The 14,169-nt window shown below is 61.5% G+C and carries 16 protein-coding genes; 3 read left to right on the forward strand and 13 right to left on the reverse strand.

What is annotated here, in order from left to right; all coding sequences use genetic code 11:
• Positions 1 to 75 precede the first annotated feature (75 nt).
• On the forward strand, positions 76 to 576 hold the full coding sequence (locus ACRRNM_RS05445) for a hypothetical protein (RefSeq protein ID WP_435627224.1): 501 nt from the start codon (positions 76 to 78) through the stop codon (positions 574 to 576).
• Positions 577 to 591: 15 nt separating this feature from the next.
• Here the strand turns inward: ACRRNM_RS05445 and ACRRNM_RS05450 are convergent, their stop codons facing one another.
• Both ACRRNM_RS05450 and ACRRNM_RS05455 read right to left on the reverse strand, forming a co-directional pair.
• Positions 592 to 804: a DUF3820 family protein gene (locus ACRRNM_RS05450; protein WP_435627225.1), complete on the reverse strand. Its 213-nt coding sequence runs from the start codon at positions 802 to 804 to the stop codon at positions 592 to 594.
• Between the two features lie 28 nt (positions 805 to 832).
• On the reverse strand, positions 833 to 1,738 hold the full coding sequence (locus ACRRNM_RS05455; protein ID WP_435627226.1) for a YihY/virulence factor BrkB family protein: 906 nt from the start codon (positions 1,736 to 1,738) through the stop codon (positions 833 to 835).
• Between the two features lie 318 nt (positions 1,739 to 2,056).
• Here ACRRNM_RS05455 and ACRRNM_RS05460 point away from each other — a divergent pair, with 318 nt between their 5' ends.
• Positions 2,057 to 2,632: a Yip1 family protein gene (locus ACRRNM_RS05460; protein WP_435627227.1), complete on the forward strand. Its 576-nt coding sequence runs from the start codon at positions 2,057 to 2,059 to the stop codon at positions 2,630 to 2,632.
• A 103-nt stretch (positions 2,633 to 2,735) separates the two neighbouring features.
• Here ACRRNM_RS05460 and ald read toward each other — a convergent pair whose 3' ends face one another.
• Together ald and ACRRNM_RS05470 are read right to left on the reverse strand one after the other, a co-directional pair.
• Positions 2,736 to 3,851 carry an alanine dehydrogenase gene (gene ald / locus ACRRNM_RS05465; RefSeq protein WP_435627228.1) on the reverse strand — a complete coding sequence of 372 codons (1,116 nt, stop codon included), beginning with the start codon at positions 3,849 to 3,851 and terminating at the stop codon, positions 2,736 to 2,738.
• Positions 3,852 to 3,955: 104 nt separating this feature from the next.
• Positions 3,956 to 4,126: a hypothetical protein gene (locus ACRRNM_RS05470; RefSeq protein ID WP_435627229.1), complete on the reverse strand. Its 171-nt coding sequence runs from the start codon at positions 4,124 to 4,126 to the stop codon at positions 3,956 to 3,958.
• A 104-nt stretch (positions 4,127 to 4,230) separates the two neighbouring features.
• Here ACRRNM_RS05470 and ACRRNM_RS05475 point away from each other — a divergent pair, with 104 nt between their 5' ends.
• A complete protein-coding gene (locus ACRRNM_RS05475) occupies positions 4,231 to 5,814 on the forward strand; it encodes an AAA family ATPase (protein WP_435627230.1) in 1,584 nt (527 codons plus the stop codon).
• 33 nt (positions 5,815 to 5,847) lie between these two features.
• Here the strand turns inward: ACRRNM_RS05475 and ACRRNM_RS05480 are convergent, their stop codons facing one another.
• From ACRRNM_RS05480 to ACRRNM_RS05520, 9 genes are all read right to left on the reverse strand, one after another.
• A complete protein-coding gene (locus tag ACRRNM_RS05480) occupies positions 5,848 to 6,600 on the reverse strand; it encodes a cytochrome c1 (RefSeq protein ID WP_435627231.1) in 753 nt (250 codons plus the stop codon).
• Positions 6,601 to 6,617: 17 nt separating this feature from the next.
• Complete coding sequence (locus ACRRNM_RS05485; RefSeq protein WP_435627232.1) at positions 6,618 to 7,856, reverse strand: cytochrome b; 1,239 nt, start codon at positions 7,854 to 7,856, stop codon at positions 6,618 to 6,620.
• The gene (gene petA, locus ACRRNM_RS05490; RefSeq protein ID WP_435627233.1) at positions 7,853 to 8,446 is read right to left on the reverse strand and encodes a ubiquinol-cytochrome c reductase iron-sulfur subunit; all 594 of its coding nucleotides are present in this window, start codon (positions 8,444 to 8,446) and stop codon (positions 7,853 to 7,855) included. The genes ACRRNM_RS05485 and petA overlap by 4 nt, the downstream gene beginning before the upstream one ends.
• Before the next feature lie 210 nt (positions 8,447 to 8,656).
• Positions 8,657 to 9,316: a c-type cytochrome domain-containing protein gene (locus ACRRNM_RS05495; RefSeq protein ID WP_435627234.1), complete on the reverse strand. Its 660-nt coding sequence runs from the start codon at positions 9,314 to 9,316 to the stop codon at positions 8,657 to 8,659.
• 586 nt (positions 9,317 to 9,902) lie between these two features.
• Complete coding sequence (locus tag ACRRNM_RS05500; RefSeq protein ID WP_435627235.1) at positions 9,903 to 10,328, reverse strand: hypothetical protein; 426 nt, start codon at positions 10,326 to 10,328, stop codon at positions 9,903 to 9,905.
• A 255-nt stretch (positions 10,329 to 10,583) separates the two neighbouring features.
• Complete coding sequence (locus ACRRNM_RS05505; protein ID WP_435627236.1) at positions 10,584 to 11,084, reverse strand: TPM domain-containing protein; 501 nt, start codon at positions 11,082 to 11,084, stop codon at positions 10,584 to 10,586.
• Between the two features lie 133 nt (positions 11,085 to 11,217).
• Complete coding sequence (locus tag ACRRNM_RS05510; protein WP_435627237.1) at positions 11,218 to 12,039, reverse strand: TPM domain-containing protein; 822 nt, start codon at positions 12,037 to 12,039, stop codon at positions 11,218 to 11,220.
• 230 nt (positions 12,040 to 12,269) lie between these two features.
• Positions 12,270 to 12,872: a LemA family protein gene (locus tag ACRRNM_RS05515; protein ID WP_435627238.1), complete on the reverse strand. Its 603-nt coding sequence runs from the start codon at positions 12,870 to 12,872 to the stop codon at positions 12,270 to 12,272.
• Between the two features lie 48 nt (positions 12,873 to 12,920).
• A complete protein-coding gene (locus ACRRNM_RS05520) occupies positions 12,921 to 14,093 on the reverse strand; it encodes an NAD(P)/FAD-dependent oxidoreductase (protein WP_435627239.1) in 1,173 nt (390 codons plus the stop codon).
• Positions 14,094 to 14,169 lie beyond the last annotated feature (76 nt).

The raw sequence follows: 14,169 nt of genomic DNA on the forward strand, positions 1-14,169 counted from the left end.
CAAGCTCAGGGCGAACGGCGTAATGAGTCATGTGATATTCATAATCCCCACTGACATCAATGAGGAGGTTAAATCATGATCCGCAACCCGATCGACATCGCCAGCCGCACCAGCCCGGAACTATCCCGGCTCATCGAAAGCATCGTCAACCAGCTCGACTCCGACGAGCCGGTGACGCTCGCCGCGGTCCGCTCGTTCATCGAGCATGATCTGCCCGCCGAGATCAGCGAAAGCGAACACCTGCACCGCTTCGACACGGGCGAATCGCTCGTCGACGAACTGGATGCGCTGATCGACGGCTTCGGGGAGTCGGCCGCGGCCATCGACTTCGTCTCGGCCTTCGCCAGCGAGCCGCTCTCACGGGCGATCGAGGCCGTCGTGGGCGACGAAAACCGCGAAAACCCGCCCACCCTCGCAACGGTCAGGGAAGCGCTGCTCGACGGACTGGCCGCTCGTCTGGTCGGCGACGGCACCCTGGAAGAGGAGGAGGCCGAAATGCTGATGCCGGAGATCGAGGAACTGATTGAACGTTCCGGCAGCGATGCGCTGGCGGAGGAGTTTGTGCGCTACGAGTAGCGCAGCGGCGATGGCTCACCGCTTGCGCAACGGATCGAGCAGCGATGACAGGCCGTTGTGGTCCAGTTCCTGCATCAGCGCAAGCAACCGGCCGATCTCGCCGGGCGGGAAACCCTTGCGCGCAAACCAGTTGAGATACTGGCCGGGCAGATCGGCGATCAGGCGGCCCTTGTATTTGCCGTAAGGCATCGCGCGGGTAACCAGCAATTCCAGGTGTTCGTGGTTCATTTCCATAGCCATTCTAAAGCGTACTGATTCACCTGTCTTTGGCGCGCATGCGCATCTCCAGTGTCGTGGCCTCGCCGACTTCGATATTTTCGTATTCCGCAATCACCTGTGCCCCCAGCAACAGCAGCGCGGCAGCCAGTTCCAGGCTGATCAGCACGACGATAGCTGTGGTCAGAGAACCGTACACCACACTCACTTGCGACAGCGTGCCGAAATACCAGCGCAGCGCGAAGCGGACCACCTCCCACAGCAAGGCCGCCGTGGCGCCGCCGATCAGCGCGTGATGCACCGACAGCCTGCCGACCGGCATGAAGTAATAGATCGCGGAGATGAGCAGGATTTCCCCGATGAGGCCGACGCCGTAGATCATCAAGTGCGAGAAGCCGGTCAGCGACCAGCTATGCCCCAGCAGGGTAATACTCTCGGTACCCATCGCCACCAGATCGGCGATCACGATTGCCCCCACGAACAGCATCGTGCTGATAAAAACGATGTATCCGAAGGGCAGCAGCAGGGAAACGAGGAAGTGCCGCCTGCGCTTCTGCACGCGGTGCCGGAAAATCACCGAAATCGCCCTCTCCAGCACCTTGAAGCCCAGCGAGCTGAAAAGCAGCATCGTGATCAGCAGAACCCAGCCGATCACCGCGCGATGATCGAGGAACGCCTTCAGCTCCCCCACCACCGCCCTGCCTTCACCCGGCGCCATGTATTCCAGCGCCCGGCGCAACGTTGCCAGCAGCACCTCCTGATCGATCACGTGCGACAGCGCGATCACCATGAGGATGAGCAGCGGCACGATGGAAAGCAACGCATAGTAGGCCACAGCGCCCGCAAGCAGCAGGCCCTGGTTCGCCCGGAACGCCTTCAGAACCTGAAGTGCGAAGTCGACGGGGCTTCTCAGGACATGCAGGGTACGCGGGCTGATGAGTTCCATGGGCGGCCGGCAATCAGCAGGCGGCGGGCTTGCAGCCGGAATGCATCGCCGCACATCGACCATGAAAAGGACGAGGCACCATCATTCTCAACATCCGATTCCCTCCGTCCATAAAGAAAGGGGCTTAAAGCACCCGGGCAAAACGGCAGATAAAAATTGAGCTTCGTCCATTTTATCTCACCGCCCTCTTCGCCTATGAATATCTACATAGTTGACCCCATAAAAATTACGTCCCTGCTCCATAGAAGACCCAATTGTCTTTTGCGGCCATAGTGGTATACATATCCGACCGAAACCATCCAGGCAAGGAGGTTTACCATGGCACAGTTCCATTTACCCCATATGCCCCATTGGGCGGCGTGGGATGCATTCACCCACACCCACATGTCGGCGTTGAAGCTGTTTTTGCTCTATGCAGTGCCGCTGTCTCTCGTCCCGCCGGCAATGATCTATTACGCCGGTGTCACGTACCATGCGGGTTTGTTGCCGGAGTTGAGCGTCATGCAGTTGCAGACCATCGGCATCCTGTTCTACCTCTCCGAACTGATGATGACCTTCGTGGTCGCATACGTCATTCAACAGTTGGGCGAGTGGGTGGGTGTAAAACCCGGCTTCGACGATGCCTACAAGCTGACGGTAGTGATACCGACGCCGTTATGGCTCGCGCCGCTGTTCATGTTCATCCCCAGCTTCATGCTCAACCTCACGGCAGGCGCGGCGGCCTTGATCCTCTCCGGCATGCTGATTTTCTACAGCGTACCGTCGATCCTCAAGGTCGAGGAAAAAGGCCACGCCGTACTGCTGTCAGGCTCCATCTTGGCGGCCGGCATGGTGGCGTGGGCCGGGATGATGTATCTGACGCTGCTCTTCTGGAGCTTTGGAGCTTCTTTCTAACCTGTTGCCCTGAACAGGACTAACGGGAAAACGCAGCCTTATCAGGCTGCATGGCGGGGAAGGCGGAAGTCTTCCTCGCTTTCGTTTGCGCTGAAGGCTTGAGTCAATCGACCACGGATTCCGCCGGGTGATACTCCAGCCCGAATGCCTCGGCAACCTTGCGGTGCGTCACCTTGCCGCCGATGATGTTGAGGCCGTTGAGCAGGGCGGGGGATTCCCGGAGCGCCTCGCGCCAGCCCTTGTTCGCCAGTTGCAGTACATAAGGCAGGGTTGCGTTGGTCAGCGCCAGCGTCGAGGTGATGGGCACGCCGCCGGGCATGTTGGCGACGCCGTAGTGGATGACGCCGTCGACGATGAAGGTGGGGTTCTCGTGCGTGGTGGGGTGCATGGTCTCGACGCAGCCGCCCTGATCGATGGAGACATCGACGATCACCGCGCCCTTGCGCATCGTCCTGAGGTCTTCGCGGCGGATCAGCCTGGGCGCGACGGCGCCGGGGATCAGCACCGCGCCGATCACAAGGTCGGCGCCGGCGATCCACTCCAGCAGGTTGTGCCGGTCGGAGAAGATCAGCTGTACGTTCGCGGGCATCACGTCGCTGAGGTAGCGCAGCCGCTCCAGCGATACGTCGAGCAGGGTGACGCTCGCACCGAACCCGGCGGCCATCTTCGCCGCATTCACGCCGACCACGCCGCCGCCGAGGACCACCACCTTCGCGGGCGCCACGCCGGGCACGCCGCCGAGCAGGATGCCGCGACCGCCGTAGAGTTTCTCCAGGTACTTCGCGCCCTCCTGCACCGCCATGCGCCCGGCCACCTCGGACATCGGCGTCAGGAGCGGCAGTTCGCGCGAGGGCAGCTCGACGGTCTCATAGGCGATGCACACCGCACCGGAAGCCAGGTGCGCGCGGGTCAACTGTTCGTTTGCGGCGAAATGGAAGTAGGTGAAGATGGCCTGGCCGGGCCGGATATGCGTCCATTCCGGCTCGATCGGCTCCTTCACCTTCACGATCAGGTCGGACGCCGCCCAGACCGCGTCGGCGTCCGGCGCGATCTGGGCGCCCGCGGCAGCGTATTGCTCGTCTCCGAAGCCGCTGCCCAGCCCCGCGCCCGTTTCGACGATGACGGCATGTCCCGCCGCCACGAGCGCCTCGGCCCCCGCCGGTACCAGCGCGACGCGGTTTTCGTTGGTCTTGATTTCCTTCGGTATGCCTATTTTCATGGATGCCCCTATTCCAAAAAACCACTTGTCCGCAGATTACACAGATTAGCGCAGATTAAACAACCGGCGACAAAAGCGAATTGATAATCTGTTTAATCTGCGGATCAAACTGTTTTTCCTGCCAGCATCTCCCGGTCCACCTGTTTCGCGGACCAGTGCAGCGCGGCTGCGATCACCGCCGCCCGCTCAAAAGCCTCCACCGGCGTTGTGCCAAAACCGCACACGCCGATGTCGGCTTGATGGGGGAAGTGTTCCCAGCGGGCAGTAGCGGTCATGCGTCGACTCTCCTTCCGTGAAAACGGTTTTGATTCTGCTCCCATTTACCCCGCGCGACAACGTGCTAGAGTATGCCGCCTGCAACGCATGAAGGACGCCGCTCATGACGCCTGTACCATCCTCGCCTGAACTGTTGCGCCAGCGGCAACTGGTGGAGGCGCTGCTCGGCTGTTTTCCGCCGCGCTCCAGGATAGAGGAGACGCATATCTCCTGGGTGCTGCTGGCCGGGAACGATGCCTACAAGATCAAGAAATCGGTCGATCTCGGCTTCCTCGATTTCTCCACGCTGGAAAAGCGCCGCTTCTACTGCGACGAGGAGTTGCGCCTCAACCGCCGCCTCGCCCCCGATCTCTACCTCGATGTCGTCGCGATCGGCAGCAGCCCGGAACAGCCGCTGCCAGGCGGCGAGCCCGCCATTGAGTATGCGGTGCACATGCGCCGCTTCCCGCGCTCCGCGATGATGGATCTCCTGCTGGCTGACGGCCAGATCACCCCTTTGCATATCGACCGGCTGGCCGCCATCATCGCGCAATTCCATGCCGCTCTGCCGCCCGCCGCAGCGGACTCGCCGTTCGGCTCGCCCGCTGTGATACAGGAAGCGGTGCTGGAAAATTTTGCGCAGCTCGCGCCGTCGCTCGAAGCCTCCGCCGACCTCGCGATGCTGGAGAAGGTGCGCCTCGCGAGCGCGCTCGAATTCGCTGCCTGCGAGCCGCTGTTCCGGCAGCGCAAGGCGGCCGGCTGCGTGCGCGAGTGCCACGGCGATTTGCACCTCGGCAACATCGTGCTGCTCGACGACATACCCGTGCCTTTCGACGGCATCGAGTTCAGTGAAACGCTGCGCTGGATCGATGTGATCAGCGAAATCGCCTTCACGGCGATGGACCTCATGCAGCGCGGCCGGCCGCAGTTCGCCTGGCGTTTTCTCGACAAATATCTGGAGCAGGCCGGCGACTATGGCGGAGCGGGCGTGCTGCGCTACTACCTCGCCTACCGCGCGATGGTGCGCGCCAAGGTCGCCGCGATCCGCGCCAATCAGGAAGACCCGGCGCAGGCGCAACACGAACTGGCGGCATGCCGCAGCTATCTCGCGCTCGCGCACGACTGCCTCGCGCGCCGCCGCCCCGCGCTGATCATCACGCACGGGTTGCCGGGCTGCGGCAAGAGCACCTTCGCGCAGATTGCGCTGGAACGTTTTGGCGCGATCCGCATCCGCTCGGATGTCGAGCGCAAGCGGCTGTTCGGCCTCGCGGCGCTCGCGGACAGCCGCTCGCAAACCGGCAGCGGCATCTACGGCGAGGAGGCCACGCGCCGCACCTATGAACGCCTGCATGAACTCGCACGCGGCCTGCTCGCCGCAGGATTCCCCGTCATCGTCGATGCCGCATTCCTGCGCCATGCCGAGCGCGAAAATTTTCGTGTGCTTGCGCAGGCAATGGATGCGCCCTTCGTCATTGCCTGCGTACAGGCCGACGAGGCGGTGCTCAAGGATCGGCTGGCGCAACGGCGCAGCCGCGCCGACGACGCCTCGGAGGCCGATGCCACGGTGCTGCAGGTTTTACAGGCCGCGCAGGAGCCGCTGCAGGAGGAGGAAAAAGGCTGCGCCGTGACCTTCGTCAACAACGGCGATGCCGAGGCGCTGGGAATGGCCGGCGAGAGCTGGGCATTGCTCGATGCCCGTCTCGCCTGAGGAACCGCCCGGCATGTTTCGCCGGGCGGCAGGTCAGTGGACGTCCTTCCAGATTTCCTTCTTCAGCGCGCGAAGCAGGACCAGAAGCACAAACAGGAAGCCGAGCACGATATAGCCGAGGTCATAGCGCACCATTTTCGACGGGTCGCTCATGAAGACCAGGTAGTTGGTCAGGTCGGCGATGGCCGCATCGTATGCCGCCTTGCACAGCGAGTTCCCCGCGGTGCACATCGAACCCGGCTCCTGCAGGACCAGCTTCTTTACTTCATGGCCGTTCTTGCTTTCGACGCGCAGCACCTGCCTGCCCTGCAGATCGGCCAGGACGAACGGCATGGCCACGTTGGGGAAAACCGTGTTGTTCCAGCCGCTCGCGCGAGCGGTGTCCACGTAGAAGGTGCGCATGTAGGTATACAGCCAGTCGGCGCTGCGCGAACGCGCAATCACGCTCAGGTCGGGAGGCGGCTCGCCGAAGGCGAGCTTGGCCGAGTTTGCGTCCATCGCGGCCTGCATGGTCGAGCCGAGCTTGACGTCCTCGGGGAGTTCCAGATCCTTCTTGATCTGCTCCTCGGTCATGCCGATGTCCCTGAGGCGGTTGTAGCGCATGTAGGAAGCGCTGTGACAGGCCAGGCATCTCGAGGTGAACAGCTTCGCCCCGCGCTGCAGTGAAGCGGTGTTTTTCAAGTCCACCGGCGCCCTGTCCAGATGAACGCCGGTTTCGCCGGCGATCGCGATTGACGATGCCGCGAGGAGCAGCACCAGAATTCCCAGTTTATTGATAGCTTTCATGTCCGAGCCTTTCCGTTCTATTTGGACGTGATGCGGTCGGGCTCGGGCTTGCACTTGTCGATCCTGGTATACCAGGGCATCAACAGGAAGAACGCAAAGTAAACCGCGGCCAGTATCCGCGAGATCAGGGTGTAGGCCGGGGTGGCGGGCATCAGGCCCAGCCAGCCGAGGCCGACAAAACTGATCACGAACAGGGTCAGGAAAATCTTGTAGATCGGGCCGCGATAGCGGATCGATTTGACCTTGCCCCGGTCCAGCCAGGGCAGGAAGAAGAAGATCACCGTTGCCACGCCCATCGCGACCACGCCCGGAAACTGCGAGCCGAACATCGGCGGCACGGCGCGCAAGATCGCGTAGAACGGAGTGAAGTACCACACCGGCGCGATATGCTCGGGCGTTTTCATCGGGTTGGCCGGAATGAAGTTGTTGTACTCCAGGAAGTAACCCTTCATGTCCGGCGCGAAGAAGACGATGGCGCAGAAAATCATCAGGAAGGCGACCGCCCCGACCCCGTCCTTCACCGTGTAGTAGGGATGGAAGGGGATGCCGTCCAGCGGCTTGCCGTTGTCGTCCTTGTACTTCTTGATTTCGATGCCGTCCGGATTGTTCGAGCCGACCTCGTGCAAGGCCACGATATGGGCAACCACGATCAGCACGATGACCAGCGGGATCGCGATGACGTGCAGCGCGAAGAAGCGGTTCAGCGTGGTATCGGAAACCACATAGTCGCCGCGGATCAGCAGCGCGAGGTCCGGGCCGATGAAGGGCACGGAAGAGAACAGGTTGATGATCACCTGCGCGCCCCAGAAGGACATCTGTCCCCAGGGCAGCAGGTAGCCCATGAACGCCTCGGCCATCAATGCCAGATAGATGACCATGCCGACGATCCACAGCAGCTCGCGCGGCTTGCGGTACGAGCCGTACATCAGGCTGCGGAACATGTGCAGGTAGACCACGACAAAGAACATCGAGGCGCCGGTGGAATGGATGAAGCGCAGCAGCCAGCCCCATTGCACGTCGCGCATGATGTACTCGACGGAGGCGAAGGCGAACAGCGCATCCGGCTTGTAGTTCATGGTCAGGAAAATGCCGCTCACGATCTGGATCACCAGCACCAGTAGCGCCAGCGAGCCGAAGAAGTACCAGAAGTTGAAATTCTTCGGCGCGTAATACTCCGAGACATGCGCCTTGTAGGTCGAGATGAGCGGGAAGCGTTCGTCGATCCAGCCGACCAGTTTCTTCAGGAGGCCCATCATGCCGCCTCCTTTCCGTCGTCGCCGATCAGGAGCCGGCCCTCACCGAGATACTTGTGCGGCGGAACGATCATGTTGCTGGGCGCGGGCACGCCTTTGTACACGCGCGCCGCGAGATCGAAGCGTGAACCGTGGCAGGGGCAGAACCAGCCGCCCGGCCAATCCGCACCGAGATCGCTCGGCGCGACTTCCGGGCGATAGGTCGGGGAGCACCCCAGGTGGGTGCAGACGCCGAGGACGACGAGGTATTCGGGCTTGATGGAACGGTAAGGGTTGTTGCAGTACTCGGGCTGCTGCGGGACGGAAGATTCCGGGTCGACCAGCCTGTCATTGTGCTTTGCGAGCAGGTCGAGCATCTCCGGGGTGCGACGCACGATCCACACCGGCTTGCCCTGCCACTCGACGCTGATCATCATGCCGGGCTCGATGCGGCTCACGTCCACCTCGACCGGCGCGCCGGCCGCCTTGGCGCGTTCGCTCGGCATCAGGCTCAGCACGAACGGCGCGCCGGCGCCCGCTGCCGCAACCCCGCCGGCCGCGGTAGTGGCGGCGATCAAAAGCCGCCGCTTACCGAGATTCACATTGTCAGTCATGTTCCCCTTCCCCCCGCTAAAGCGTTATTGACGATTGCAATCCGGGTCAGCACCGGGCCGGCACAGCGCCAGCGCGGTTGCCCGGAAATTTTTGTAATGGATGATTTACAGAACTGCTTGCCGCATGGCAGAAACCCGGACAAGCAAAACGTTTGGTTTACCGGCACCGGCGGCGAACGCTGCCTCGCTAACGGTTCGCCGCAAGTGAGATCAGTTGTTCCTGGCTCCCTGTTTGACCCACTTCCTCATAATCAGGATGTATTGACGATCGAGCGTACCTTCCGCATTCAAGCCCATCGGCATCTTCAAACCCTTGTTGGTGCCGGTAAGCAGCTTGGTGAAAGTGCTGGCCTCGCTGTTGCCGGGGATGACGACCGGCCCGAACCTCGTGCCCTTCATCAGTCCCTCCCAGGACCTCAGATCCAGGCCGCTTTTCGCATGCCCCCTGCCGCCCGGAGAATGACAGCTCACGCAATAGTCATGCAGGATGGGCTGCACCTCTTCCTTGAAGCTCACTTCCTCGCGCTTCAGCACCTTGATGGCATCATGTGCCGGCGCCAGGGCTGCATCTGCCGGAGCGTGCGCAGTTCCTGCTGCCTTGTCTGCCGATGTCTTTTCTGCCGGCGCCAGCACCTTGCCTGCCGACGCCAGCGCGGTGCCCGCCGGTGCCAGCGGTGCAGCTTCCGCGGACACTGCTTTCGTTTCTTCGGCCGGTGCCGCTTCCGCACCCTTTGCAGGTGCCGGCGTGGCACCCGCCTGAACAGGCGCCGTAGCCCCTGCCGATGCCAGTGTCATGTTTTCCGCCGACACGCCGAATGAAAGGGCTGCCAGAATGATCGCGCCCAGTAATATTCCAGTTCCAGTTTTCATACCGCTCCCTTGGAAAACACACCGCCTGAAAAATCCGGCAAACCGGGAGAGTTGACTGTCTGGACAGACAGCCGCGAGACCAGCAATCCCCTCCCCACTGCATCTTTTTTTATATAAACCGCGCAACCCGCAATCGCGGCAATCGGCTGGAAAGATGCCCGGCAACTCATCCAGTATCTGCCGCAATGTTTCGCTACCATAATTCCAAACCAGCCCTCGTTTCCCTGACGTGGGTCAACCAATTTGTGTTTTTGCTCCGGCCAGGCGAAGCCGGTTTTCACGATGGGTGAGAGGAAGGAATCGCGCCCGTAATCGGCCCGGATACCGATGCTGTTATTTCAAAGGGCTGGTTCGACCGATCGGCAGGAGTAAGGCCAACGAATGCCGCAGGCCTGTGTGGATGAGGAGCAACCTATGGGAAGCGGAGGCGGGGTGGTGCCAATGAGCTGCGAATGACCGATGAGGCAGGAGTGGGAAGCACTGCTGACCTGATGGCGGGTCAGGTCGATAGGAGGGAAACGATTCGGGCTTGGCTCCTTTTCACGCGCGCAAGCGCAGCTTGCGGGCGATCCAGTTGGCCGAAAGGTTAGGCTTCACTTAGAACCCTCGCAATATCTTGGCGTGCCGCCGCGATAAACGCCGTTTTTAACTTGAAGAAATCAGCGACTTCTTTTGCTGGCTGCGCACTATGGCTAGTTATCGCGGAATCAGCTAGTTTCTGTGCAGCATCCACAACGCTATCCGGTGCGACAAGTGAAACCTCAGCGAATTTTCCATTTAGTGAATTCAGGTCAGCAAGTGAAGTTATTTTCTCTTCACGGGCTTGTACTACGAGGCGTTGTGCTTCGACAAGAAACTCTGCATACAACTTCTGGCGAGAAGCAACTTGATCCTTCGCGAGCGCGAGTCGCCACTCGTGATTCTTTACACCACGGCTCGAAAAGTAGTTAATGAGGCCGCCTACGAGAGTGCCGAAAAGAGTGCCTAGGACTGCTATAAGTTCAGTGGGCATTTACGGAATTTTATGTGAATTTAGACAAGAAACACAATGCTACAACTCCAGTTTTTACACCAATTTTTGTTGATTAAATATTAATGCTTTTGATTCCTTCGAGCTGGTTATACTTGCCCAATTGATGTAACTCTACGCGACGAAATGTACCGGGGTCGAATTATTTTCTTCCCCATCGGCGGGCGCAGTTTTCCAACATTCCACCGTGCAGTCAATATGCCGGAATGCCTATATATTCCGGCCTAGCCATGAACCTTACAGCACCACCGGCCGATCCGGCATTTCATTGAGCTTTCCGTCCTGTGCAGGGAAGTGGCGCGCGAGATGTTCGCCCACGGCGCGAATACCGGCGAGCACGCCCGCCTCGAACCGCCCGTCGCGAAACGCCGTTTCCATTTCGCGGCAGATCGTCTCCCAGGTTTCCTGGCCGAGCCTCGCGTGGATGCCGCGGTCGGCGATGATCTCCACGTCGCGGTCCGCGAGCAGCAGGTAGATCAGCACGCCGTTGTTGTGCTCGGTGTCCCAGACGCGCAGTTCGGAAAACACCTCGATGGCGCGCTCCTGCGCCGTCTGTCCCGCGAGCAGCGGCGTGAGGTCGAGCGCGGCCTCGACCGCGAAGCGGATCTGTCCGTCGTGTCTGGCCTCGGTGTCGCGGATGGCGCGCTCGATCGCCTCCAGCGCGCGCGGCGGAAAGGCGCGGCGCACAGAAGCGCGCCCGCTGGATAGATGCTGCATCACTCGCTTTAAATTCTTCATCCTGACTCTCATGTCGAATTGCCGCCCCTGATGGTGAAAACGTGCATCTCGTAGGAGCGCAGCTTGCTGCGCGAATGCAATCGCCCGATAAATCGGGCTCCTACGGGTCACCTGCCACGCCAAGAAGCCCACTTCACCAGCGCCCCGATGCCCCGCCTCCACCGAACCCGCCGCCCCCGCCGCCGAACCCCCCTCCTCCACCGAAGCCGCCGCCAAACCCGCCGTGACCGAATCCGCCGCGGCCATGGCCGCCGAAACCGCGCCCCGCTCCGCCGAACAGCACGAACACGAAGGCCATCAGCCCGACCAGCAGCGCGGCAAACAGCGACGCGGCCACCAGCCAGGCAATCAAGCCCAGCCCGCCGCCCATCAGCGCGGCGGCTGGGAAGCGCCCGAGCAGCGCGCGCAGCATGCCGCCCACGACCACCACCAGGCCGAAGGCAACGAACAGCAGCGACTCGATGTCGTAGCTGCCGCTCGCGGCGGCGCGCTTCGGCGGCGGCAGGGGTTCGCCCTCGATCACCTGCATCATCGCGCCCATGCCTGCATCGATGCCCGCATAGAATTCGCCGCGCCGGAAGAACGGCGTGATGATCTCGGCAACGATGCGCTTTGCCGTGGCGTCGTTGAGCGCGCCTTCGAGGCCGTAGCCCACCTCGATGCGCAGCGCGCGGTCTTCCTTTGCGACGAGCAGCAGCGCGCCGTCATCCACGCCCTTGCGCCCGAGCTTCCAGGTTTCGGCGACGCGGATGCCGTATTGCTCGACGGTCTCCGGCTGGGTGGTGGGGACGATGAGCACGGCAAGCTGCGCGCCTTTCTTCGCCTCGAACGCGGCGAGGCGGGATTCGAGCGCCTGCACCTGCTGCGCGTCCAGCGTGGAAGTGAGGTCGGTGACGCGTGCGCCCAGCGGCGGCACGGCCACTTCGGCCTGCGCCGCGCCGGTGAGCAGCAGCACAAGCAGGACAAGAATCGACTGAAAGAGACCGTATTGCCTTACTCCCCTCTCACATTTATGGGATAACCAGCGACTTAGCTGCGATTTTTGGCAGCTTAGTCGAATGGCTAGTTGTTTCACCCAGAGGGGCTGGGGGAGAGGGAATAAAGAATCTGTTGCAGTTTTCAAGTTTCCACCCTCTCCCTAACCCTCTCCCGCAAGCGGGCGAGGGAATCTTTCGATGGGTTCATTTACTTGGCAGGTGTGGGCTTCGGCGCATCGAAACTGACCGCCGGCGGACGGGAGATTTCCTTCTCGTTCTCCACCGTGAAGTTCGGCTTGACGGCGTAGCCGAACAGCATCGCGGTGAGGTTGCTCGGAAAGGAGCGCACCGCGACGTTGTATTCCTGCACCGCCTTGATGTAGCGGTTGCGCGCCACGGTGATGCGGTTTTCGGTGCCTTCGAGCTGCGCCTGCAGGTCGCGGAAATTCGCGTCGGATTTGAGTTGCGGGTAGTTCTCCGACACCACCAGCAGGCGGCTCAAGGCCGAAGACAGTTCGCCCTGCGCGGCCTGGAATTTCGCAAAGGCCTGTGGGTCGTTGATCAGTGCGGGCGTGGCCTGGATGCTGCCGACCCTCGCGCGCGCCTCGGTGACGCCGAGCAGCACGGTCTGCTCCTGCGCGGCAAAGCCCTTGACCGTGTTCACGAGGTTGGGGATCAAGTCGGCGCGCCGCTGGTACTGATTCAGCACCTCCGACCAGCTCGCCTTGATCTGCTCGTCTGTCGTTTGAAAAGTGTTGTAGCCGCAGCCGCTCAACAGCAGCGCAAGTAAAGCAATCCATAAGGCACGCATCGTCGGTTCCTCCTGATTGAGTGTCAAAAACGCGCGAAAACTATAGCACTAAACGGCCTGCCCGGTGGCATGGCCCGACGCCCACGCCCACTGGAAATTGTAGCCGCCAAGCTGGCCGGTCACGTCCACCACCTCGCCGATGAAATACAGGCCGGGCACGTCGTTGCATTCCATGGTCTTCGACGACAGAGCGCGCGTGTCGATGCCGCCGCAGGTCACTTCGGCCTTGGTGTAGCCCAGCGTGCCGCTTGGGGTGATCTGCCAGTCGTGCAGGGCGGCGGCGATCTGCTTGCGCTGTTTGTCGTTGTACTGCTTGAGCGGCTTGTTCTCGATCCCGGCCAACTGCGCGCACCACGCATCGGCGAAGCTCTTCGGGAACCATTGCGTCAGGTAATTGCTCAGCAATTTCTTGCTGCCCTTCTGCTCGTCCAGCAGGCTTGCCATGTCGCAATCCGGCAGCAGGTCGATGTGCAGCGGCTGGCCGTGCTGCCAATAGGATGAGATTTGCAGGATCGCCGGGCCGCTGAGACCTCTATGGGTCACCAGCATGTTTTCGCGGAACGACTGCTTGCCGAAACTCACCGTAACATCGAGCGAGACGCCGGTCAGGTCGGCGTAGGGCTTCCAGTCGTCCGGCGCGAAGCTCAGCGGCACTAGGCCGGGTTTGAGCTTGGCGATGGGGATGCCGAACTGCTCGGCGACGTGGTAGCCGAACGGGGTTGCGCCGGTCTTGGGGATGGACAGGCCGCCGGTGGCGATTACCAGCGACTTCGCCTCGAAGTCGCCGCGCGAAGTGCTAACGTGGAATTTCTTGTCGCGCTCGATTTTTTCGACTTCGCAGGACATGAAGCGCTTCACGCCCGCCGCATCGCATTCTTCCCTGAGCATCGCGATGATGACTTCGGCTTCGTCGTCGCAGAACAACTGCCCGAGCGTCTTCTCGTGGTAGCCGATGCCGTGTTTTTGCAGCAGCGCGATGAAGTCGCGCGGCGTGTAGCGCGCGAGCGCCGAGCGGCAGAAATCAGGGTTGGCGGAGATGAAATGCTCCGGCCCGCTGTTGAGGTTGGTGAAGTTGCAGTGCCCGCCGCCGGAGATGCGGATCTTCTCCGCGAGCTTTTTGGCATGGTCGAGCAGCGCCACGGAACGCCCGCGCCGTCCGGCCTGCATGGCGCACATCAGACCCGCCGCGCCGGAGCCGATAATAATCACATCTGTTTTCATAGTGTTCTGTTATGCCGAGGAAGGCGCGATTATCCCATGTAGCGGCGAGGTGCACTGCGGAAAACCGACAAGGCCT

Source organism: Ferrigenium straubiae (assembly GCF_051257895.1).
GTDB classification, from domain to species: Bacteria; Pseudomonadota; Gammaproteobacteria; order Burkholderiales; family Gallionellaceae; genus Gallionella; species Gallionella straubiae.